The sequence below is a fragment of the Spirosoma sp. KUDC1026 genome (assembly GCF_013375035.1).
Lineage (GTDB): Bacteria > Bacteroidota > Bacteroidia > Cytophagales > Spirosomataceae > Spirosoma.
Window position 1 is genome coordinate 616984 of sequence record NZ_CP056032.1, and the last position, 23962, is coordinate 640945.

General features: G+C 53.0%; 21 protein-coding genes. 8 read left to right on the forward strand and 13 right to left on the reverse strand.

Annotation, left to right across the window (positions count from 1 at the left end; genetic code table 11):
* Positions 1-111: 111 nt before the first annotated feature.
* The 4 genes from HU175_RS02630 to HU175_RS02645 form a co-directional block, all read right to left on the reverse strand.
* Complete coding sequence (locus tag HU175_RS02630) at positions 112-882, reverse strand: hypothetical protein (RefSeq protein ID WP_176565105.1); 771 nt, start codon at positions 880-882, stop codon at positions 112-114.
* Between the two features lie 79 nt (positions 883-961).
* Positions 962-1867, reverse strand: a complete 906-nt coding sequence (locus HU175_RS02635; RefSeq protein WP_176565106.1) for a hypothetical protein — start codon at positions 1865-1867, stop codon at positions 962-964.
* Positions 1864-2469, reverse strand: a complete 606-nt coding sequence (locus HU175_RS02640) for a hypothetical protein (protein WP_176565107.1) — start codon at positions 2467-2469, stop codon at positions 1864-1866. Before HU175_RS02640 ends, HU175_RS02635 begins: the two co-directional genes overlap by 4 nt.
* The gene (locus HU175_RS02645) at positions 2466-3086 is read right to left on the reverse strand and encodes a sigma-70 family RNA polymerase sigma factor (RefSeq protein WP_317167784.1); all 621 of its coding nucleotides are present in this window, start codon (positions 3084-3086) and stop codon (positions 2466-2468) included. The genes HU175_RS02640 and HU175_RS02645 overlap by 4 nt, the downstream gene beginning before the upstream one ends.
* Before the next feature lie 129 nt (positions 3087-3215).
* Between HU175_RS02645 and prmA the strand changes: the two genes are divergently transcribed.
* Positions 3216-4043 carry a 50S ribosomal protein L11 methyltransferase gene (gene prmA, locus HU175_RS02650; RefSeq protein ID WP_176565109.1) on the forward strand — a complete coding sequence of 276 codons (828 nt, stop codon included), beginning with the start codon at positions 3216-3218 and terminating at the stop codon, positions 4041-4043.
* A gap of 42 nt (positions 4044-4085) precedes the next feature.
* Positions 4086-8906 (forward strand): hypothetical protein, encoded by a 4821-nt coding sequence (locus HU175_RS02655; protein ID WP_176569106.1) that lies wholly within the window; start codon positions 4086-4088, stop codon positions 8904-8906.
* 68 nt (positions 8907-8974) lie between these two features.
* On the opposite strand, the gene HU175_RS02660 is transcribed toward HU175_RS02655, so the two are convergent.
* Positions 8975-9328 (reverse strand): SnoaL-like domain-containing protein, encoded by a 354-nt coding sequence (locus tag HU175_RS02660; protein ID WP_176565110.1) that lies wholly within the window; start codon positions 9326-9328, stop codon positions 8975-8977.
* A 187-nt stretch (positions 9329-9515) separates the two neighbouring features.
* Here HU175_RS02660 and HU175_RS02665 point away from each other — a divergent pair, with 187 nt between their 5' ends.
* Complete coding sequence (locus HU175_RS02665) at positions 9516-10463, forward strand: CPBP family intramembrane glutamic endopeptidase (protein WP_176565111.1); 948 nt, start codon at positions 9516-9518, stop codon at positions 10461-10463.
* Positions 10464-10484: 21 nt separating this feature from the next.
* On the opposite strand, the gene HU175_RS02670 is transcribed toward HU175_RS02665, so the two are convergent.
* From HU175_RS02670 to HU175_RS02700, 7 genes are all read right to left on the reverse strand, one after another.
* Entirely contained in the window at positions 10485-10823 is a 339-nt protein-coding gene (locus HU175_RS02670) for a DUF5615 family PIN-like protein (protein ID WP_176565112.1), read from the reverse strand.
* Complete coding sequence (locus tag HU175_RS02675) at positions 10823-11155, reverse strand: DUF433 domain-containing protein (protein WP_176565113.1); 333 nt, start codon at positions 11153-11155, stop codon at positions 10823-10825. Before HU175_RS02675 ends, HU175_RS02670 begins: the two co-directional genes overlap by 1 nt.
* Before the next feature lie 18 nt (positions 11156-11173).
* Entirely contained in the window at positions 11174-14698 is a 3525-nt protein-coding gene (locus HU175_RS02680) for a DEAD/DEAH box helicase (RefSeq protein WP_176565114.1), read from the reverse strand.
* A gap of 195 nt (positions 14699-14893) precedes the next feature.
* Complete coding sequence (gene nagB, locus HU175_RS02685; protein ID WP_176565115.1) at positions 14894-16867, reverse strand: glucosamine-6-phosphate deaminase; 1974 nt, start codon at positions 16865-16867, stop codon at positions 14894-14896.
* A 145-nt stretch (positions 16868-17012) separates the two neighbouring features.
* Entirely contained in the window at positions 17013-18185 is a 1173-nt protein-coding gene (locus HU175_RS02690; protein WP_176565116.1) for a Gfo/Idh/MocA family protein, read from the reverse strand.
* Positions 18186-18243: 58 nt separating this feature from the next.
* Positions 18244-18849, reverse strand: a complete 606-nt coding sequence (locus tag HU175_RS02695) for a GNAT family N-acetyltransferase (protein WP_176565117.1) — start codon at positions 18847-18849, stop codon at positions 18244-18246.
* A 2-nt stretch (positions 18850-18851) separates the two neighbouring features.
* A complete protein-coding gene (locus tag HU175_RS02700) occupies positions 18852-19262 on the reverse strand; it encodes a ketosteroid isomerase-related protein (protein WP_176565118.1) in 411 nt (136 codons plus the stop codon).
* Between the two features lie 159 nt (positions 19263-19421).
* On the opposite strand from HU175_RS02700, the gene HU175_RS02705 reads away from it, so the two are divergent.
* The 5 genes from HU175_RS02705 to HU175_RS02725 all read left to right on the forward strand — a co-directional run bounded on the left by HU175_RS02705 (position 19422) and on the right by HU175_RS02725 (position 23240).
* Positions 19422-20579, forward strand: a complete 1158-nt coding sequence (locus HU175_RS02705) for an XdhC family protein (RefSeq protein WP_176565119.1) — start codon at positions 19422-19424, stop codon at positions 20577-20579.
* A gap of 8 nt (positions 20580-20587) precedes the next feature.
* Entirely contained in the window at positions 20588-21187 is a 600-nt protein-coding gene (locus HU175_RS02710; RefSeq protein ID WP_176565120.1) for an NTP transferase domain-containing protein, read from the forward strand.
* 162 nt (positions 21188-21349) lie between these two features.
* Complete coding sequence (gene ruvX / locus HU175_RS02715) at positions 21350-21763, forward strand: Holliday junction resolvase RuvX (protein WP_176565121.1); 414 nt, start codon at positions 21350-21352, stop codon at positions 21761-21763.
* 8 nt (positions 21764-21771) lie between these two features.
* Positions 21772-22344, forward strand: coding sequence for a peptide deformylase (gene def / locus HU175_RS02720; protein WP_176565122.1), 573 nt, complete (start codon positions 21772-21774; stop codon positions 22342-22344).
* A gap of 110 nt (positions 22345-22454) precedes the next feature.
* A complete protein-coding gene (locus tag HU175_RS02725; protein WP_176565123.1) occupies positions 22455-23240 on the forward strand; it encodes an amidohydrolase in 786 nt (261 codons plus the stop codon).
* On the opposite strand, the gene HU175_RS02730 is transcribed toward HU175_RS02725, so the two are convergent.
* The gene (locus HU175_RS02730) at positions 23237-23956 is read right to left on the reverse strand and encodes an HAD family hydrolase (RefSeq protein WP_176565124.1); all 720 of its coding nucleotides are present in this window, start codon (positions 23954-23956) and stop codon (positions 23237-23239) included. The two genes, HU175_RS02725 and HU175_RS02730, sit on opposite strands and share 4 nt — an antisense overlap.
* Positions 23957-23962: the final 6 nt, after the last annotated feature.

Sequence of the window (23962 nt, forward strand, 5' to 3'; positions counted from 1 at the left end):
TGAATTGATTAAACGGCAAAAAGTAAACGTTTTAGAGCTAGTCTGTTTACAACAGCATCGGTACTACAAAGCCAGGTCCGATTGGTATTGAGTCAATAGATAGTTTGTCTGCTACCACCCAAATCCGATTAAGGCATTCAGCTGCAAGGCTGCCTGTGGATTTGCTCCGGTTCGGTAAAACACTTCTGGGCCAGCGCTCACATCGACATAGCCAAACCGACCAAGCCGTCGTTGTACGCCGTACAGAATGGTAAGACGGCCAGTATCGATGCCATTAGCCAGCCGATAGTTTTCTATCGATTTAAAAAGCGATCCGTCTCGCCAATTATATAAATGAGTTGATTGAAACTGCTTGACGGGCGACGACCACACCGCACTGAAATAATTACCGCTAAAGTTGTTGGCTGACTTCCCCTGCTTAATTCTGCGAGCCATATTATAGTAATAGCGTACGCCAGCTTTGTAATGCACTTCCAGGGAGTTCATTTGCACCACCGTACGAATGAAGTCTGGATCAAATCCAGCCGGTAGAGATCCCGTCGGCCTTCGATTGAGAGCGTATCGCCAGTATCCATCCAGGCCACCCAATACAGAGAATGAAGGACTAACTTTATGTTCTACGGCTATTTCTGTATTCAGGCCAGCGCGCAGCCGGTAGACCTCACTGAAACTGCCGCGATCACCACCCGGCCAAAAACCTAACTTAATCAGCGTTTTCTCTTCAACATTTGCCCGGGTGATGTACCGAAAGAAGCGTTTTAACTCTTCTGCAGAGAATTTAGCATCCTCGGTTTGATACTCAGTCCGGATCGAATCCGACTGGGCATAGAGCGAATTAATTGAACAGCAACTAAATAATATGATATACACAACTGCTTTCATAGATAAGTTTTATATACTGTAGACTTTAATTCGATTGAATAGTTGAATGGGACAGAAGGAATAATATTAATCTGTCAGTTTAGCGCCCAACCAGTGATTTCTCCTCCTGAATCGTCACGTCGTTGTAGCTGTTTTGTATAGAAATTTCAGGATGCTGCCCGGCTGGCTGATACGTAAAAACGTATTTACCACCATATCGACCTAGTTGATCAGTAACGGTTTCAGGCACATGAATTTGGGCAAAGGAAGTAATGACATCATACCGGAAGTCTGTCAGGCGCTTGGCCGTTACCAGTATATCGGTCCGGATGGCTTCAATGTGCAACTGAGTCAACGATGAAACGGGAGTAATCGTCAGTTTACCGTAACGACTCTGCCAGTTTACCTTACCCCCAAGCTCACGCAGTGTTATATCGGCCTTCTCCGCTTTTCCTGTCAGGATCGCGTTGATGCTACGTCCATCAATGTCGCCGTAGGCAGAGGTGATGGCCAGTTTACCGCCTATATCGTCCAGTTGCAGCTTTCCGTATTCAAACGTTACGCTGACATCGCCAACCAGATCCTTCAGCCGAATGTCGCCGAACGAGTTACGAACCGTGAGCAGGGCTTTGTACGGTACGTTCACTTCATACAGGACCTTGAGCTGACTCTGTAGCTTGCCCGTCCGTTGCGGAATGACAAACCGATTCGACAAGTCAATCTGATTCCCGCTGGTCTGTAACACGTACTGATGATAAGCGACTTCGCGCTCGGCAACAGCCCGATCGGGATGCTTGGCCATCAAGCGCAGTTTTACGCTAACAGTTGGCCGGTTCCACCCCCGAATGAGCAAATCAGCTTTCTGAGCATTCAGATTAACTCGCTGTACGCCTTCGGTGTACGAAAATTCTTTCTCCACCACTTTCGTCACTACCTGAACAGGCGTTTGCGACCAGCCCGATAGGAAAGCTCCTGTCAGCAGCAGTATTAGCATGTATACTTTCATGAGCGCAGTAACGTAATGAGTTCCCGCGTTACCTCAGCCCGCTGATTAGCTACTTTTATCTGAGCGCGGATCAATGCCGGGTCGTCGCCAAACGTTTGCTGTTCCTGCTGAATCCGTTCCTCTTCGATTGCCAGACTGGCGAGCTGGTTACGCAGTTCGTGGACTTCGGGGCGTTGACATACAGGAAGCTGTTGAGCGCATTGGCGGGCGATGAACGCTTCCTCGTCCGAGCTAACGGGAGCGGGCAGAGCAGGAACAGGCCTGGCTGTTTCAGTAGCATATTCCATATGAACCTGTTCCGTTGAGGCTAAGCGTATCAATAGCCAGCTTCCTACCAGAAGAACTACGGCGGCTACCGACAGCCACTGCCATGCGGACCGGTGAACCGTAAACGGAAAACGTTTTAGGGCACTAGGTTCCGCCAACTGGCTTTCGATTGCAGTCCACATGCCCGCATCGGGTTCATATTGTGGCAGGTTGTCCAGCGCGTGTTGAAATGGTGCCTCCTGCGCATCTTCCTGATCATTCAGCGCCTTATCGATACGATTCCACAGATCGGGCCGCGGGTCGTTTTCGGGGAGTTGTGAAAAAAGATCGTTCATGACAGGCGTTTTCTTAATAGTTTTTTGGCGTAGCTCACCTGCGACTTCGATGTTCCCTCTGAAACGCCGAGCAGCTCGGCCACTTCTTTATGCGCATAGCCTTCTACCTCCACCAGCAGGAAAATTGTTCGGGCGCCATCGGGCAGGGTTCGTATGGCGGCATCAAGCTCAGCCCCCGTAATTGTATCCCGCCAGGGTGCAGGCTGATCGTGCATGGTTTCATCCAGCGTCAGAAAACGACCTTCCAGCTGCTGTTTCCGAAGTGCCTGGCGAACCACAATAATTTTGATCCAGGCGCCCAGCGTAGATTGAAACCGAAACTGCCCTAAGGACCGAAATACATCCACAAAAGCATCCTGTAATACGTCGTTGGCATGGTCGTAATCGTTCAGAATCCGATAGGCCGTCGTGAACATAGCCCGCTTGTAGCGCTCAAACAGCTGTCGCTGCGCCAGGCGTCGATCAGCCAGCGGTCCGTCAAACAGGCATCGCGCTACCAGATCCCGCTCAACAGGGTCCGTTATTGTCCTGTCTGACCGGGTATGCTCAGGCCCGACAGGAACCGGGCCTGTGGCTCTTGGCTCGGTTGCGTTAGGATCGTTAGGAAAGGTGTTCAAGCGGAACATGGTTGGTAATGGCTTCAATCGAAAGGGCAATCTGGCTGCCAAAAGGTTGGAAAGGCTACCCGAAATTTTGAATATTTCTTTCTCTTCCCACCCTCCTGTCCTTTTTCGTTACTTTGACGTATGAATTACATCGAACTACGAGTACAAATTTCTCCTGACTACACGGATATTTTAATGGCCGAGCTGGCTGAGCTTGGTTTTGAGTCGTTTGTCGAAACCGACGAGGGCCTCAATGCGTACATCATCGAATCAGATTTTGATGCGTCGGCTCTCCAGGAATTAGTGGCTAAATACGAACCGCAAACTGCAATAGTCTATGAAGTGAGTTCGTTAGAAAAACGAAACTGGAATGCTGAGTGGGAACGGGATTATGAGCCGATAGAAGTAGCTGACCAGGTTCGGGTCCGGGCCTCCTTTCATCAACCGGAGGCCCGGTTTCGTTATGACATTGTCATCAACCCGAAAATGTCGTTCGGAACAGGTCATCACGAAACAACGGCTATGATGATGGAACAGCAGCTTGCCTTTGATTTTGCCGGCAAAACCGTGCTGGACGTTGGCAGCGGCACCGGCATTTTGGCCATTCTGGCGGCAAAAATGGGGGCTACGTCGGTCGTTGCCTTTGATATCGAAGAATGGGCGGTGGAAAATGCGCGGGAAAACGCCGAACTGAATGATTGTCCGCAGGTTACGGTCTTTCAGGGAACGATCGCTGATGTTGATCCCGTTGAGCGTTATGACATTGTGCTGGCTAACATTAACCGGAACGTCCTGCTGGAAGAAATCCCCATCTACACCAGCCTGATGCCACAAACCGGAAAACTGGTAGTAAGTGGTTTTTACGAACACGACGCACCCGATATTGAACAAAAAGCCCACGAATCGGGGCTGACAACAATCAAACAGCTCGGTAAAAATCAGTGGACCTCGCTGGCGTTTTCTAAATAGAAACTGGCGTAGCCGGCTGGCCGAGGCTAATGACATACCATGATGAACCGTAATTTCTACCTCTTTCTGCTGCTGGCAATACCGTTTGCCGCGCACGCCCAGGCGGTCAAGCTATCCGACAAACCCGAGCAGTTTATTACCGACGTACAGAAACTGATGGCGACCGGTGGGCCAGCCGCCGTTCGGGCCGGAACGAACCTCCAAACCATCTGGTCGGAGAACCGGCTGTCGGCGCAGCAGCAGACCCGGCTTATTACGTTGAGTCTGAAGATGAACCAGAAGCGGCTGCCTGCTGCTACGTTCTTTACGCCCCTTTACGAAGCCCTGTACGCCGGTCTGACAACCCAGCAGCCTGCCATGTCTGCTCCGGCGATTGATGGTCTGTTGACCGTCGACGAAAAGCTGTTCGAAACGACCGACAGCAAGACTTACGCCCGTAGTCTGGAAACGGTTCGGCGCTTTCTGGAACGGCGCGAACTTTACGCCAGTAATTACAACAAGCTGTATGCGCAGGGGGGGACATTCGAGTTCCGCTATGCCGATGCCACGCAGCCGACAGCCGCGACGGGCACAGTCACGCCAACCGACTCAGCCGCGCTAGCCAAAGCAGCGGCCGAACGGTCGCGTTTTGATGGCTGGGAAGATCCCGTTGCCGGCGACTCGGGGCAGGTTCGTTCATTGGGGGTTCAGTACGTTCCCCAACGTCGGCCTATTCCGACCGTATCGGGCGCGCTGTTAACCCTGAAAGGTGTTTCGCTGGCCATAGTAGCTGGTGGTGACTCGGCTGTGCTGGCTAACACCACAGGTGATCTGGCTATTAAAGACGGGCTGCTGGTCGGGAAAGGCGGCAAATTCACCTGGGAACTGGTCGAGCGGCCTGACATCTTTGTCACGCTGAGCGAGTATGCGCTGGCAACAATGAATCCGCGTCTGGAAGCCGATGATGTGACGCTGACCTACGGCACTACGAAACCCATCAAAGGCGTGTTTGAGTACGTCAGCCGGAAAAAGAACGCGCCCATTACGTCTCCCCGGTTTATGTCCTGGCAGAACGACGTAAAAATTCCCGGCCTGGGTGCCGACGTTGATTACCAGGGTGGCCTGGCATTATCAGGTACGCAGTTGCTCGGTTCGTCGGCCAGTGGCCAGCCCGCCGTGCTGACGGTCAAACACAAGGGCAAGCCTGCCTTTAAAGCCGTTAGCCGCCGGTTTGATTTCCGGGATTCGCTGATTACCGCGCAGTCGGTCGCTTTTACGGGCTATGTCGATACCGACTCCATCACCCACCCGGCGGTTGCGTTCAAATTCGACAAAGCTACGCGGGTAGCCTGGTTGAATCAGGCAAAGCGCACAGAATACGCCCGTGTTCCGTACGCCGACTCCTACCACAAATTTTATATTCTGCCCGAAGTAACCCGCTGGGATCTCCCCCGCCGGAAGGTTGATTTCTACCAGGTTGGAGCCAAGCGCGAGGTACCGGTCCGGTTCGAATCCTTCGATTATTTTCAGCCCCAGCGCTATTCCGATTTAACCGTCGATTACGGTTTTCACCCGCTGCAGATTGTGGGTAATTACATATCGACGAAGAAGCAGCAGACGTTTCTGGAAGACGACCTTATCAAATCTGCCAAAGTAAGTCCGGTTGCACTCCGGGGAGCGCTGAACCGAATGATACTGGAAGGTTATCTGGACCGCGATGACAGGACGGGCCTCATGCGGCTTAGCCGGAAAGGCGCACTGTATATCCTGGCTTACACGCAGAAGCGGGATTACGACAATTTCCAGGTTCAGTCGCTGTTTGCCTCCAATGACAGCACCAAAAACGCGAGCATCAACCTCGATGATAAGGTGCTGACGATTCGCGGGGTCGACCGGTTTACTTTATCTGATTCCCTGAAGATTTACGGTGTTCCTTCCGATAAAACCTTACGGGTTGGTAAAGGACGGGCTTTTACCCTTAATGGCCAGTTAAAAGCCGGCACATTACGGTACGCCGGTCGTGATCTGAAGTTCGATTACGACAAGTTTGCCATGAACCTGAACAAGATTGACTCCATTACGTTCTCGTCGGCAAAACTGGCGGCTCAGGGGAAAGAAGGGGAAGTTGGGGGTGACATCAAGTACGAAAATCCGGGAACGGTTTATTTCGGTAGCGCCGATAACAAATCGGGTCGAATTGCCGGGAAAAAGAACACTCAGCGCCTGGTGATGCCCGAAGGGATGACGGTTTATTTCAACCAGCCGATTCGGGGAAATCTGGCGTACAACCAGAAAGTGTATTTTAAGATCCCGGCAATCGACAACGACAGCATTGGTCAGGGCGACATCTCCTTTATCGGTACGTTCTACTCGGACGGGATACTGCCGCCGTTCAAAGCTGAGCTGAAGACGATGCCGGATAATACGCTGGGGTTCGTACACAAAGCCCCGGCAACGGGTTATCCAGTGTACGGCAACAAGTCGAACGTTAAGTTTACCAGCGAGATTTCGATGGATAAAAGCGGTCTGCGAGCGGAAGGGGTGCTGAACCACCTGACGGCCACGCTGAACAATCAGAAGATGCTGTTTACCACAGATTCGCTGATTGCTTCGGGTGATAAAGGCGAAATTAAAGAGGGTTTGGTTGGTAAGGCGGGGGCGTCGCAGACGTACTTTCCGCAGGTAGTGTTTAGTGATTATAACCTGAAGTGGCTGCCCAAATCGGACAGCATGATCATTTCCACCTCGAAGAACAACTTCAACTTCTACAACGCAACCACGAATCTGGAAGGGAAGCTGGTAGCACGGTCTACAGGGCTGTTTGGCGACGGAACGCTACGTCGGAAAGATTCGGAAGCGTCTTCCAAGAGCATCAAATTCAACAAAGATGGTTTTCTGGCGCAGGAAGCCCAATTCACCATCACATCCGATCAGCAGGCGGGCAAGCCTATTCTGCTGGGGAAAGATCTGGATGTAAACTTCAACCAGATCAAAGGCATTGTCGGGCTGGCTATCAACAAAAAGGAAAGCATAACCGATTCAATTGCCCCGTCGATGGAGTTCCCGTTTGCGGCCTACAAAACGAACATCAATCAGGCGCAGTGGAACCTGAACGCAAAGACGATTGCCATGAAAGGCAACGTCAAGACATCAACGTTTACGGCTACCGCCGACGAACAGGAAGGGCTGACCTTTAACGGCGGGGCCGCCCTGTACGACATCGACAAGATGACGCTGAACATCAGTGGCGTTCCCTACGTAACGTCAGCCGACGCCCGCATTTTTCCCGAAAAAGGGCTAATTGCCATTAAACGCAACGGCGAGATGATGCCCCTGAAAAACGCCCGCCTGGAACTGGACACGATCAGTCTGTTTCACAAACTCAAGCAGGGTAATATTCAGGTCCTGTCCAGAACTCGTTTTGCGGGCGATGCTACTTACCAGTTTGCTACGGCAACCGGCGACACGGCCAGCATCAAAATGGGTAGCTTTGAACTGAAAGAAGCACCGGTCCTGACGGCTGATGCCAGCAAAGCGACCCGCCGAAAAACGTCGGCTAAAGCAACGACGACCTATTTTACCGTAGCACGCGCGGAGGTCGACGAAATGGATAACCTGCAACTGGCGCCGAACATGCTGTTCAAAGGTAGTATTCTTATGCAGGCACCCGAAAAAGACCTGGCGCTGGAAGGTGCCATCAAACCTGCCCTCAAAAAACGACCGGATCTGATTGGCGGCTGGATTCCGTTCAAGGAAAAGGTGGCCGAGCGACTGGAGGTAAAAGTAGATAAGAGCCTGAAAAACGAAGGTGGTCAGCAACTGGTAGCCGGTCTTCATTACCGGGAAGGCAGCGCGGGCCTTTACCCAACGTTCCTCTCACCCAAGGAGGATGACCGCGACGGCGACCTGTTTGTAGCAACCGGGGTCATGAGCTACGACGAAAAGAACAAGGTCTACCGCATCGTTTCGAAAGGCAGCGACGATAAAGCCGTCGCCGTAGACAGCAGCGCCGAAGTATCCAGTAACGTCTTTACGTTCAACGATCCGAAGGGAATTATGACCTTTGCCGGGAAGCTCAATCTGCTTAACTCGGCTCCGGCCGAATACCTGATGTCGTCGGGCTCGGCGCGAATGAATATCGATAGCAGTACGTATCGGTTGAATACATTGTTAGCGTTTACCTTCCCGGTTCCGGAAGCGATAAACACCAGCATCGGCGCGAAACTGGTGGCAGCCAATCAGGAGGAAGGCAATGACGAAGCGGCCGATGATGATCTGAACCGCCTGTCAGATAAGTTAACACCTTTAATTGGTCAGCAGGCCGTTGATGCGTACCGGACAAAGGCCCAGAACCAACACGTAGCGCTCAACCTGGCTTCGCCAAAACTGAACGTAGCGCTGGTACTGGCCAACGCCAATCTTCGCTGGTCGAACAAATTCAATAGCTTTTACAGCACAGGCCAGTTGGGCGTTTCGAACGTAGCGGCTACCGACATCAATGCCCAGATGGACGGCTTTGTCGAAATCCGCAAATCGGTCAATGGCGATGAAGCCAGCATTTATCTGGAAGCCTCGCCCGATCACTGGGTCTTTTATGATTTCAAACCGGGCAACGGTCCGGGTTCGCTCAGTCAGTTGGCGATCATTACGTCTGATCAGGAAACAAACGACAAGCTGATGGCCGGTTCGAAAAACAGCGCCAAGGCGACGATTGAAGTAGTACCCGCTACGATCGATGAGAAAACCATGTTTGTCGACCGTTATCTGGATCAGTACAAAACGAAAGTCAAAGCGGCTCCAAAACCCAAGCCGCAGCCGGGTCAGAAAGTGGTAGAAAAGAAAGAGAAGAAAAAAGATAAAGAAGCCGAACGCGAAGGCTTTTAAATCGAAATCCCTTTCCCAATGCGGGGAAGGGCTTTTTCTTGTTACGACCATCGCAGCGTATCACCAACTCAGTAAAAGAACTGTTCCCGCACAATTTTGCCCTGTCGTACTTCGTACACAACCAGTTCCTCCAGTTGAACCCGGCCCCGGTCGTACAGCGTCAGATCGAAGTGCATGGTGACGCTGAAAAAAGCCCCAACGATCGTCGGCTCCGATACGATGATGCTGTGTAGTTCCTGAATGTTAGCCTGTAGCCGACGTTCCTTCTGTTGAATAGCCTTCAGGCCCGACACATTTTCGGCGATACTCGTCACCGGTTCCAGCTGCACACAGGTATCAGCCATCAATTCCAGCTGAGCATCCAGAAAAAGTCCCTCGCGGCAGAGGGCAACCAGTCGGTGAGCAACAAACAAGGTGGTCATAGCAGCGTAGATAGATCCCAGCATGTAGTGGGCCAAAAGATACCAACTTATGCTCAACTCCCCCAGCGTTGCGGAATCTTTTGCCCGGGTAACCCCAGTTCATTCGGCGCTTTTAACACTCGCGGTAAAGGGGTTTCATTCAGGCCCCGTCGGCGCAACTTCCCTTATCCGTTTGCTGTATCCACCCATGAAGGCTCTTCTCCGCGACCTCCGCGATCATATACAAGCCGATTTCCGACCGGGCCTTTACGCAGCAATGACGTTCTGGGTTGCCCTGCTCCTTACGATCAACTATTACTTTGATCTGGAGGATTCTTACATCGATGCGTTCCAGGGCGATCCACGCTGGCCAGCTCTGTATTTTCTGCTTTACGCAACGGTCTATTACGGTAGCGTTGGTATCTGGTCGTATTACTGCCAACGACCGGAGCCGTGGCGCAATCGTAAGTTCTGGTTACGTAGTAGTACCGCGCTGATTTGCTACTCCATATACTCTGGTTTTTACGCACATAGTCATTGGAGCCGGCAACTCTTCGACGGGCATATTTACGTCTTTGCGTACTACTGCCTGCATAATCTTCAGTCAATCCTGACGATCATATTACCCCTATACCTTTTCTATAGATTCATCGACCGGCCGCAGGGCCAGTTATCTAGCTTTTATGGCCTGGCACCCAGTAAAAAAGGCTTGGCGCTCTATGCGGTCCTGCTCGGTTTAATGATTCCGCTGATTGCGTTCGCTTCCGTTCAGCCCGATTTTCTGGCTTCGTACCCGACGTATCATGACACGAACGCCAATGAATTCTTCGGCGTCTCCGAGTGGGTAACAGCCTTAATCTATGAGCTTTGCTACGGCTGGGACTTTGTTCCTACCGAGCTACTCTTTCGCGGCTTTCTGGTTATCGGTATGGGTCAGGTACTGGGCCGGGGGGCCGTGTTGCCGATGGTGGTCTGGTACTGTTCCATCCACTTCGGCAGACCATTGGGCGAAGCGATTTCGTCCATTTTTGGCGGCTATCTATTGGGGATGCTGGCCCTGAGTACCCGCAGCATCTGGGGTGGGCTGCTCATTCACATCGGCATTGCCTGGAGTATGGAGCTGGCGGCATTTCTGCAGAAAATCCATACAGTGTGATCAGAGTTCGGTTGAGATTATTCATTCAGGCAACCGCTGAACCCGGAGCAACTGTCCGTTTAGGAACCCCTGTGGTAAGCAGTCATCTACGCGCTGGGCTAATGCTTGAAAATCAGCATCCACTTTACAAATGATAATACCAGCGTGTTTAGGTTGTTGGCTATGTAGCTTAATAAAGTCTTTTCGGTTCAAGGTTACCAGGCATCGATCCATTGACGTAGACAGGCGTAATACCTCACCATCAGGAATAGCCTGACCAGCCAGCCCAAGCTCTAGTAAGGTTTGAATGTCGTGCCCCAGATCACGTAAGAATTCGACGGCAGGCTTCGGAAAGTTTTCATCAGCAAGCAGACGAGCCATCAATCCAGATCGTTTTCGGCAATGGCGTTATAAATCTCGACGGAGTTCGCACGCACGTATGCCCAAGCGTTTGTCAAATCAGCTGCTCGGAGAGCAGGGTAGGCATTCAGTAAATCAGCTTCAGTAGCACCAAGTCGACGTGTCTGTTCGAGTAGCCACACCGGAATTCGAGTGCGAACGACATACGCCTGTCCCCCCAGCACACCGGGCTCGCGCTCAATGCCCGCAAAAGTATTGCCCAGGTCCTGCACAATCCATTGGAGAACCTGAGCCTTTTCGGCCTTCGACAGTCGATTTAGTAATTCTTCGGCTTCTAGAACAGCTGTACTCATGGTATAAAGCTATTGTTTTTATCCCAAACTCACCAGTTCCTTAAGTTCATCATCATTCAGATCCCCCAGCCAGGTTTCGCCGGTTTTGACGCTGAGGTCGGCGAGTTCTTTTTTGCTGCGGATCATGGCGTCAATTTTCTCTTCCAGCGTTCCCTGATTCATCAGGCGGTACACCAGTACGTTCTTCGTCTGCCCGATCCGGAAAGCGCGGTCGGTAGCCTGTGCCTCAACGGCAGGGTTCCACCACAGGTCGTAGTGAATAACATGGTTCGCCTGGGTTAGGTTAAGCCCTGTCCCCCCCGCTTTCAGCGACAGAATAAAGGTGTGATCCGAGCGATTTTTCTGGAACTGCTCAACCATCTCGTCCCGGTCGGCACGCGAAGTACCCCCGTGCAGAAAAAGCGGTTCCTGACCAAACGCCTGCTGGATGAACTGCTTCAACAACTCGCCCATTTCTTTGTATTGGGTAAAAATGAGCACTTTTTCGTGGTTGGCGTAAATGGTTTCGAGCAGGTTGAGCAATAAGGTAGCTTTGCCGGATAACGCGGGTGCGTCATTCCCCCGTTTCAGGTATTGGTGCGGATGATTACCGATCTGCTTCAATGCCGTCATCAGTTTTAGCACCAGCCCCCGGCGGGCAATGCCTTCCTTGTCCTCAATAGCGCGCAGACTTTCCTGAACCACGCTCTGGTAGAGAGCCGCCTGCTCCGTCGTGAGCGCACAGAATTGGTTGTTCTCAATCTTATCGGGCAGGTCGCTGATGATGCTCCGGTCCGTTTTTACCCGACGTAACAAAAACGGACTCGTAATCCGCCGGAACTGGTCAAGTTTCTGCTGATCGCGTTCCTGCTGAATTGGTTTCCCGAACTCTTCGTTGAATTTGGTTAATCCGCCCAGATACCCCTTATTCACGAAGTCCATGATGCTCCAGAACTCCGACAGCCGGTTTTCGACGGGCGTACCACTCAGCGCCAGCCGGATCGGGGCTTTCAGCGCTTTTACGGCTTTGGTTTGTTCGGTATCAGCATTTTTAATATTCTGCGCTTCGTCAATAACGACTACTGCCCAGGTCATTTTCTTCAGCGTTTCCAGGTCGCTGCGTACTACACCGTACGTAGTGAGCAGGAGATCGTACGCATCGTCGCCAGCCTTACTATCGGTCAGTTTCCGGTTCGGGCCGTGGTAGATCTTCACCCGCAGATCGGGCGCAAAACGGGCTACCTCCTTTTGCCAGTTGGTGAGCAACGTAGTGGGCAATACCACCAGCCCCTTTTGTTTTTTGAAGCGGCCTTCCTGTTTCAGCTTGAGCAGGAACGTAATGACCTGCAGAGTTTTACCCAGCCCCATATCATCGGCTAGCAGGCTTCCCATTCCCAGCGCGGTGTTCTTCACCAGCCAGTCGTACCCACGCTGCTGATAGGGCCGCAGCTGCGCGTTCAGAAAATCGGGTAATGATTGAGCCGGACTATCGGTAAACTGCTTGATCAGCGCCCGAACATCGGACGAAAGGCCCAGGCGTGCCCCTTTGTATTCTTCCGTCAGCGCGGCTCTGAGCAGGTCAGAGCCGGTTAGTTCGAGGGGATTTTCAAGTTGCTTGTAGAGTTTACTCAACTCGTTGGGATCAATCAGCACGTACTGATCCTTGATCTTAACCAGGCCGGTCGAATTACTCACCAGCTTCTGAAATTCCTTTACGCTGACCATCTCATCCCCCAGAGCCACCTGCCAATCAAAAGTCAGCATGTCATCCAGCCGCATGAACGCATCCGTAGCAGTCACTTTTGCTTTCAGCCGCCCCCCCGCCTGCGGGCGCACCCAGTGCTGCAGCGACCGGGGCAATAGCAGCGAAATACCCAGTAACTGCATCCGGGGTAATGTATCGAGCAGCACCTTTACGAACGCTTCCGGCTCATACGCCAGATAAGCGGGGCCGTCGGTTTGGGTGAGTTTAGCTAAATCCGGAAAGTGGCGCGACAGTACCAGCAGGTCCTGCAACACGGCGACCCGGATTCGGGCGTATTTTTTCTGACTCAGCAGTTCAGGTAGTGGAACGGGGGCATTTTCCGTGCTCTCACGGTCTCGAATCAGCAAACTCAGCCGGAACTCGGTCCCGAGTTCGCTGTCCTCAACGACCAGCATGGGTACAAAGCGTTTCTGCGTCAGGAAGAAATCATTGAGCCAAAGCTGAATGGCCAGCGGCATCTCCTTCCGGCCAAAACCTTCAAAACGTAACGTTTCCACCCCGAAGAACAACCGATCAGCATCTTCCAGTGGCCAGCGTTCCCAAAGCTCAATGGTGGTTGGTTTGATCGTCCGGCGCAGGAACAGCGAACATAGCGTTAACACCTGCTGCTCATCCGGCAGGGCCAGCCATTCTTTTTGCCAGCGTACGGTTAGCAACGTGGGTGGCAACTGCGTTGCGAGTTGCTGGGTCAGCCGACGAACACTTTCGTTGACGATAGCGGGCATCCAGCGCACCCGGTACTGTTCTTCGGCTGCCCCAACCCGGAGCAATTGCGGCACCACCGCCCCCCGACGTAACAATACCGCCGAAAACTGCTGCGTCAGGTACAGCGCCCGGACCGAATCACTCATTTCGTCCCAGTCGGCATCGGTCAACGTACTAAGCCAATGCGTCAGGTTACTCATCGAGAAATCAGCCAATGTCCGCTGGTCGCCATGCTCGCTGAACACACTGATCTTTTTAACCTTCATCGTTTCATCGAGCTGCAACTCGATGCTGTCGCTTGGATCAGGGTTCGCAAATTCACCGGTAATTTCTTCGGCCACCGGGCGGCTGAAAAGTCGATACGCTTTGGTCAGGGATTTAAAAAAGTCGCCTTTGGCAAACGTAACGTCCGGCGACAGCAGACCCAGCAACTGCTCGGTCAGAGTAGGCACGGTAGCATAATCGAGCGAAGCCCGAACGCCGGCTTCCGGTTTCCAGTCTTCGTCGTCGGGCAAATCTTCGGTGCCCAGATCATGAAAGGAAAGTACACTTTCCAGCGACCCGCCCCCCGTTTCAATCTGGTCTTTCTGAAGCTCGGCCAGAATATCCAGCCCCTTCAGCAAGAATACCTGAAACGGATTTCGGTCGATCTCGTTGGCAATAACGTAGATAACGGCCGCCAGGTGTTTGCAGGGAACGGCCGCATCGGGGCAGGAACAGCCCATCGCCAGGTCCCGGAACGACTCCGGGAACAAATCAATGCGTTGGTCATTAGCGAAAGCAACCAGCTCCGGCGGTAGTTTTCGGTTCAGCAGTTGCGCCAGCATGGCCGGATTTCGACGCACTTCAGTTAGTAGGCTTCCTTTTTCGGCATCCGAAAAGAGCGGTACAGACAATTTCGTCCGATACGGCCGGGGAGCGGCACCTTTGATCGATGCGCTGATCTGATTACCGCTGATCGCCAGGTTTTGCACGGCGCCTTTGTTCGCGTAGGTTTTGCCCCGTGGCAGGCGATTAGCCATATCAATATTCGTCAGCGCATTCAGCCATTGCTGCCCCCACCAGGTCTTGCCGTACGTTATCCGTTCTGCCATATATTTACAAACTCCTGATTCTGATATAACGCAAAAATAGTGGGTCAGTTGTGCCCCTCTTGTCAGTACGGCACTGACAGGCTACATGATTCCCTGCTTTTCCCCCTCTCCTTCCTACGTTCTTCCGGGCAACATTGTTTCGGCAAAAAAAAGCCACTCCCGCTAGAGAGTGGCTTTTTTTTGCCGAAGATTCGTCTAGAAATGCCAGCGGACGAAGGCTTCGATGGCTTCGTATTCGGCCAGGCCCAGGTGATTGTACAGGCTGGCCGTACCCCGGTTGCGTTCTTCGGCACGCTGCCAGAACTCCCGTGAGTCGGTTCCCTGATACACGACACCATCCTTCTGCGACTGGTGCTTGAAGATACCCAACCGTTTCCGCATCACCTGGTCGGGCGACATTGGTACGGCCATTTCGATTTCGTGAATATCCCACTCCGCCCAAGCACCCCGGTAGAGCCATACCCAGCAGTCTTTCATGAAATCACGATCTTTCAGACGACGAACGGCTTCCATAATCGCGTCCAGACAAACCTTATGGGTACCATGCGGATCGGCCAGATCACCAGCCGCGTAGATCTGATGCGGCTTGATCTCTTCGATCAGCTTCATCGTGATCTGAATATCTTCCTCGCCGATCGGGTTCTTGGCTACTTTGCCCGTTTCGTAGAACGGCAGGTTCATGAAGTGCGCGTTTTCAACCGGGATACCGACGAACCGGCAGGTGGCTTTTGCTTCACCCATCCGGATCAGGCCTTTTACGTAACGTACTTCGGCCGTATCAACGATGGTATCTTTTTTGGCGCGCAGCGACACGATAGCATCCTGGAAAATCCGGTGGGCTTCGGGGCTTTCAATACCAAACTTGTTGTTAAAATCGACAACGAAGTCAGCGAAACGCAGTGCTTCATCGTCAGCAACGGCAATGTTACCTGAAGTTTGGTATCCAACGTGCACGTCGTGCCCTTGGTCGACCAGCCGCTGGAACGTACCACCCATCGAAATGATGTCGTCGTCGGGGTGTGGGCTGAAGATCAGGCAGCGCTTTTTAGCGGGTTCGGCCCGTTCCGGCCGGTTGGTATCATCAGCATTCGGCTTACCACCGGGCCAGCCCGTGATGGTGTGCTGCAGCTGATTGAATACGTCAATATTGATGTCGTATGCCTGACCATACTGCGCCAGCAGGTCACTCATCCCGTTATCGTTATAATCGCGGTCGGTCAGTTTCAGAATTGGCTTGTCAAGTGCCTGCGACAGGTACGTAACCGCCTTTTTCTTCATGCTGTTGGTCCATTCCACCGAATCAACCAACCAGGGTGCTTTCATCCGGGTCAGGCCCGAAGCAGCAGCCGTATCGATCACGAACAGCGTGTTGGCATGGGTCTGCAGGTACGAGGCCGGATTTAACTCCGTCACCAGTCCTTCAACCGCTTCCCGGATAACCGGTGCTTTCCGCTCACCCCAGGCCAGCAGAACCACCCGTTTGGCGCTCAGGATCGTAGCAACCCCCGTCGTAATGGCTTTACGGGGTGTGTTGACCAGACCGCCAAAATCCGACGAGGCAGCCGCCCGCGTCGAGTTATCGAGCATCATCAGACGGGTGTGCGAATTGATCAGCGAACCCGGTTCGTTGAACCCGATGTGACCGTTCCCCCCGATACCCAGCAGCTGAAAATCCAGACCGCCAGCAGCTTCAATTTCCGCTTCGTACTGTTTTGTGAAAGCTGCTACCTGATCCAGACTGACGGTTCCATCGGGCAGGTGGTAGTTCCCGGCCGGAATGTCAACGTGGTCAAATAATTGCTCTTTCATGAACCGAACGTAGCTCTGCTGCGAATCCGGCGGCATAGGGTAGTACTCGTCCAGGTTGAACGAAATCACGTTCCGGAAGCTTAGACCTTCCTCACGGTGCATCCGAATCAGTTCGGCGTAGACCGTTTTAGGCGAAGAACCCGTTGCCAGACCCAGCACACAGTTCTTACCCTCGCTTTGTTTCTGACGAATCAGCGCGGCAATTTCCTGTGCTACCGCCCGGCTGGCAGCTTTCGCATCGGCGTAGATATTCGTGGGAATTTTTTCGTACGTGATGGCCGACTGAAGCGGTCCACCCGCGGGTGATGCACCCGGTAACTGCCCTTCCGGGTTGTCGAGTAGCAGAGACTCCGTGATCATAATGGTAGGCGGAGAGTTAAGTATGATGGGACAAAGGTCGAAAAAAATCAGGTAGTTAACACACGCAACCCTGCCCGAAAGGGGGGTAAACTACCATATTTTTAAAAAAATTTATAAATAGGTCTTGATCTTTTGTCCCATCTCCTTACTTCCTCGCCAACTGATCAGCTTCCATAGCTGTTTGCAGCGAAGTAAGTCCATTCTGCTCTGTTACCAGCCGATGCGTTTCGGGATACTTTACTCCGCTGATCTGGTCGCGGAACATAAGCCGCAGTAGTTCGCTGTACAGATGCTGCTTTTCGTCGCCGAAACCAAATTTAAGTTCAATCTGCTGGTAGGCGTCGAACTCTTTGTGTCGACCGCGCAGGGGCCGGTCTTTGCCGCCAATGTTCGCCGTTACGTTCAGCTGCGCACCGGGGAAAAGCTCCAGCAGGGCGCGGGTTGTTTCTTCATCGGCCATACAGCGCATAACCATTCGGGTTGGCACCCACTCGTGCAACGTAATGTCGCCCCGTTCGAACAGTAGCCGCATCTCCTGCCGATCCATCCGGCCGGTCTGCGTGAAGCCGTGGTAGAAATTGACCAGCTTACGCCCGGTTTCGTCGTCGCCGTATTCAACCGTTGCCTGTACCTGATCTTCAATGTCGTTGCTATTCGGACGTTTCAGAATCTGGGCAGCTTTCACCGTTCCTTCGCCCAGCCAGCCCGCGAACATATCGAAGAAGTGGACACCATGCTCAATGAAGATGCCGCCACTCTTCGTCCGATCCCAGAACCAGTGTTCGGGCGAAAGCCCTTCGTCGCCCGCGTAGTTTTCGAAGTAGCCATGCAGAAACTCACCCAGCAGCTTTTTGTCGATCAGGTGTTTGATCCGGGCAAACATAGGATTGTAGCGTTGCATCAGGTTCGTTACCATTAGCAGCCCCTTGCTGGCTGCCAGCTCAATCATTTCGCGGCCCTGCTCCGGGTTCATGGCTAGTGGCTTCTCGCAAATAACATGCTTACCGGCGTTGAGAGCCAGCATCGCCTGTTCATAGTGCATGAACGGAGGGGTAGCGATATAGACAAGATCAACGTCGGGGTGGTTAACCAGTTCTTCCAGACCCCCAAGCTGTTCGGCGCCGAAACGTTTGGCGGTTGTAATGGCCTCTTCCCGCTTCGACCCGGCTATAGCAACCAGCTTTGTGTTGGGCGTCTGCAGAAATTGCTGAACGGCAAACAGGCCAAAGCCGCCCATGCCGATAACACCAATGCCAATGATACGGTCTTCCGATATCTTATTCGACGACGTATTGTCCGTCGTTATGGGTGTTTCCATGGTTTTCATTACGTTGATTGTATCCACGGAAACAACCCTGCCTAACGGGTTTATGTTATCACGAGTCCAGCGGACGGGTCCAGTAAATCATGGTTTTACCGGTTGATTCAGTCTCGTTACGGTCGGGCCACGAAAAAATACTTTGCAGGGAGAAATCGCGCCGGTAGCCGCGTTTCATCCAGAACAGATCCAGTGGTTGATAATCCGACGGCCGTAATGGATGGTCGTCGGGCCGCTGCACCGCACAGAAACAGGTCATCGTATACTGACCAAACTGACGGGCATGGGCTTCCCGCTCGTCGAAAAAGCGATGCCCCAGGCCCCGGCCCCGGTAGTCGGGCAGCAGGATACTTTCGCCAAAATAAAATACAGTGTCCGGATCATAACCAGCGGCCAGAAAGGGGGCCTGCACCTCGGCCGTTTCGTCCAGCAGGGGCAACGCTGTGGTAGCGCCAATCATGCGATCGCCGTCGTAGGCGGCAAACAGGAACGACCGCTCGGCGCGGGCGTAGGTTTCCAGGTATTCTTTTTCGTAGGCGACAGAGCCTTCGTAGAGGTATGGAAAATCGTAGAAGACGGCAATGCGCAAGGCCGCCAGTTCATCGAAAACACGGCGAAACTCCGAACCCGTCAGCCGAACGAACGTAAGCGGTGTTTTCTCCACAACTAAGCAGGCTGGCCCAGCACCAGTGATTCCCAGAGTGGCAGGTTGTAGTAGGTTGTCACGCGGGTAATCTTCCCACCGGCTACTTCCAGGAATGCACCAGCCGGTAATACATAGGTCTGACCAGTGGCGTCAGGAAGATCGCCATCTGTTTTTTTGTAAATACCGTTCACAACAAACTCACAGGCTACACGGGTGCCGGTTGGCTCCGTCATAATCACCATATCCGTCAGCGTTTCGTCGTAGCAGTCATCCATGTGCTGCAGGAACGTAGCGAAAGCATCCTTGCCGATTCGGGTACTGCCCTGGTTGCTGTCGTGCCGGACGTCGGTATGCAGCAGGTCCAGCATGGCCGTCCAGTCTTTGCAGTTGAAAGCATCGTAATAGCTTGAAACGGTGTCAAAAGCGGTCATACACGAAAACAGGTTTATGCGAAACAAGTTGGCAAAGATAGCGGATCCGCGTAAATTGAGTTGTATAAAGGCCGCCCGGAGCCTTACTGACCGGTCGACCAGCCAAACAGATTTACCCATTCGCTGTTGTTATAGCGGGATGTCATAGTCCATCACTTCATGAAGGAAATTAGCCGCATACTTGACGTTTACGACCAGGTCGATTTTTCGCAGCGCCGGGCGGCCCTGGCCACCGTCGTCTGGGTTGAGGGATCGTCGTACCGGCGCCCCGGTGCCCGGATGCTCATCACCGACGATGGTCGCTGGGAAGGTGCAATCAGCGGTGGCTGCCTGGAAGGCGACGCGCTGCGTAAAGCTCGTCAGGTTATGCTCGACGGTAAAGCTATCGTTGTTACGTACGATACCATGGACGACAGTGCCAATAGTTTTGGCGTTGGCCTGGGCTGTAACGGCATTATCGACGTATTGATTGAGCCCATCGACCCGACCGTAGCGCAAAATCCGATCACCATGCTTCGGGAATTTGTGCAGAAGCGGGACGTACGGGCCCTGGCAACCGTGATCAAAAGTGAGCCCAGCAGTGAGCTCATGCCCGGTCAGCGTTTTGTCCTGACCGAAACGGATGCCAGTCTGGTGCCCGACTGGCTGGCCGACGATATGGAAACCGTATTTAATACCGGCAAGCCGCATACACAAACGTATGTCGTCGCGGCTGGCACTGCCGATATTTTCATTGAGCGTATTGACCCGGGTATCGAGCTGATCATTATGGGCGCGGGTTACGATGTTATTCCCGTAGCTAAACTCGGACGCGAACTGGGCTGGCAGGTGACGGTTACCGACGACTGTGTGGCGCATCTGGCTCCCGTCCGTTTTCCGGTAGCTACCTGCGTCGTCTTTGCGGACCGGACCGCCGTGCTCGATCAGTTGACAATTACCGAACGGACAGCGGCTGTACTGATGTCGCATAATTTCAATTACGACAAGGCGGTGCTGCAATCGTTGCTGACGACTGATATCCCGTACATCGGCATGTTGGGCCCGCGCAAACGCTTCGATAAGATGCAGGCGGAGTTCGAGAAGGAAGGACTATTTTTCAGCGAGACCGAACTGGACCGGATACACGCACCCATCGGCTTGGATCTGGGAGCCGAAACGCCCGACGAAATTGCCCTGTCAATCATTGCCGAAGTAAAAAGCTTTTTTTCCAGGCGGTCGGGCGGTTCACTGAAACACAAATCGGGTCCCATTCACGAACGGCTCAGCAGTCGCACCACACAGCACCTGTCGACCAAGGTGGTCACCTCCGATTTGTAAACCAATTCATGCCGATTGCTACGATTATTCTGGCGGCCGGAGGCTCAACCCGTCTGGGTCAGCCCAAACAGCTTCTGGCCATTGACCAGACAACGCTGATTCGGCATATGGCCCAGCAAGCACTGGCGCTGGAAGCAGGGCCCGTAACAGTCGTGCTGGGTGGCAATCAGGAACAGATTCAACCCGAACTTGACCAGTTACCGGTTCACGTAGCGCCCAATACCAACTGGCAGTCGGGCTTAGCCTCGTCCATCCAGACCGGCCTGCAGTCGCTGCAGTCCTCTTCTTTCGATGCTTTTCTGATCCTGCTGACAGACCAGCCCTACGTAACAACGAAGCTGTTGCAGCAGCTTATCGACACGTATTGGCAAACCGGCAGAGGAATTGTCGCCTGCCGCTACGGTGATACGGGGCCCCTTGGCGTACCGGCTCTGTTTGCTCGTCGTTACGAAGCGGAGTTTGCCGAACTTACGGGCGATATTGGCGCTCGCAAGCTTATCCAACACTACCAGAACGACTGCGCCGACGTCCTTTTCCCGCAGGCCAATATCGACCTCGACACCTGGGATGACGTAGCGCACTGGCGAAACAGCAACTTAAAACCATAACCGGTCGAAAATCGATGACTGGGTTCGCTGGCCAAGCCTTTTGACTCGTACGATCTGGCTCAGGCCGGTAGACCCTGCATTCTTCAATCGAATCCCACACCGCAGCCCGCAGTTCCACAACCCTTTTGCCCCCTGCCCCGCCCTTCGTACCTTTGTAGTCGAATGGCAAGACTCCTGGCAATTGATTACGGCGCAAAACGAACGGGTATTGCCGTTACGGACCCGCTGCAACTTATCGCATCGGCGCTGGAAACGGTACCGTCGCATGAGTTGCTGAAATACCTGAAAACGTATATAGAACGTGAGCCAGTCGAAGCATTTATCGTTGGCCTGCCGAAGCGGCTCGATGGAACAGATACCGATAACACGCCAAGGGTCAGGAAGTTCGTGACGCATTTGCAGAACGCTTTGCCCGACATTCCCGTTTATTGGCATGACGAGCGGTTCACTTCGGTCATGGCACTGCAGGCAATGATTGCGGGAGGAAGCAGTAAAAAAGACCGACGCGAGAAGGGCAACATTGATAAAGTTAGTGCGGCCATTATTCTGCAGTCGTACATGGAAAGTAAAAAGTAAAAGGTGGTATGATTCTCCCAATTGTTGCCTATGGCGATCCGGTTCTCCGGAAACGGGCACAGGAAATAGAGCCCAACAGCATCGACGTAAAAACGTTGAGCGAAAATATGTTCGAGACGATGTATGCGGCCTCGGGTATTGGTCTGGCGGCCCCCCAGATCGGACAAAGCATTCGGATGTTTGTCGTTGATGGCGAGCCATTGAACGAAGGCGAAGCAGAGGAAGACATTGACGAAAGTCTGGTTGGTTTCAAAAAAGTGTTCATCAATCCGGAGATCGTTGAGGAAGCAGGTGATGACTGGGGCTTTGAGGAAGGCTGCCTGAGTATTCCCGGCATCCGGGGTGAGGTGTTCCGCCCCGAAATCGTTGTGGTTCGCTATTTTGATACGGACTGGAACGAACACGAAGAAGAATTCGACGGCATGGCCGCGCGGATCATTCAGCACGAATATGATCATCTCGACGGCAAGCTCTTCACCGATTACCTGCCCCCGTTGCGTCGGCAGTTGATCAAGCGCAAGCTGTCGGAAATCACCAAAGGCAAAACCGACGCCGAATACCGGATGAAGTTTCCGAAATAAAAGGAACAAGGAGAAGGGGGAGAAAGGAACAAGGTAATGATCAGACCGCAACAGGTCGCTTTATTTTCCTTGTTCCTTTCTCCCTTCCTCCTTGTTTCTGACTCCTCCCTATGCACCTTACCTTCCTCCAATCAAATCTTTACTGGCATGATCCGGTGGCGAACCGGGCGATGTTCGAAGAACAGATTTTTTCGCTGCCCGAACCAACCGATCTGATTGTGCTGCCAGAAATGTTTACGACGGGCTTTACGATGGAGGCTGCCGCCGTGGCCGAGCCCATGAATCTGACGACGTTCCGGTGGCTGAAACAGATGGCCGCGCAGACGGGTGCCGTTGTAACGGGCAGCTACGTTGTGCAGGAGAAAGGGAATTATGTTAACCGCCTGATCTGGATGCAGCCCGACGGTCAGTTTGATGTGTACGACAAACGACACCTGTTTCGCATGGCCCACGAGGACGAAACCTACGTCGGTGGGACATCAAGGATTGTTAAGGAATGGAAAGGCTGGCGCATCTGTCCGCTGATCTGCTACGACCTCCGGTTTCCTGTCTGGAGCCGCAACAAACAGGCCGATTCAACTGATTTCGCCTACGATCTCCTGCTCTACGTAGCCAATTGGCCATCTGCCCGGCGTTATGCCTGGAATACGCTGCTACAGGCCCGAGCTATTGAAAACCTGAGCTACGTGGTGGGCGTCAACCGGGTGGGTGACGACCCGAAAGGGAATCACTATACGGGCGATTCGGCGGTCATTGATTTTAAAGGCGAGGTGCTGTTTCGGGAAACCGACACCGAAGTCGTGCACCAGCAGCGGATTTCGCTGGACGACCTGAATGCGTTCCGACGCTCGTTCCCGGCCAATCTGGATGCCGATACCTACACGCTGACCGTTTAGCAGGCCGACTCAGGCAGGTCAAGCCAGGTCAATACCTCCCGGATAGTGGTCATTCGGGGAAATGTTCTACCCGCCAATCGTTCTCCCGGCACCAGCTCGTGGCCCCAGGTAATTTCGAAAGGTACATGAACCGCCCAGGCACCTATTTCCAGAACCGGCAGTATGTCCGATTTCACCGAATTACCAATCATCAGGAACTCACTAGGCTGAATACCGTAGCGCTGCAGAATCCGCCTATAAGCCGCTGGGTCTTTCTCGCTGACGATTTCCATGTGCTTGAAGTAGTTTCCTACCCCCGACCGGGCAATCTTGCTTTCCTGGTCAAACAGATCTCCCTTAGTAATGATCATCAGGTCGTACCGGCGCGACAGCGTATCCAGCACTTCATGCACCCCGTCCAGTACGTCGATGGGGTAGTTCAGCAGGCTTTTACTGACGTCAATGATCTGCTGAATTTCCGCTCCCGTCACGGCTCCATTGGTTAACTCAATGGCCGTTTCGATCATGGAGAGCATAAACCCCTTGGCTCCGTAGCCAAACAGATCCAGATTTTTGATCTGCGTCACGTAAAACCGATCGATCATCTGCTTGGGGTCGACGTAGTGCGCCAGGAGTTCGCTCAGGGTTTGCTGAACATTGACGTAGTTTGGCTCGTTCACCCATAGGGTGTCGTCGGCATCGAAAGCAATCAATTTGAGTGACTCGGGTCGGAGCATGCGTAG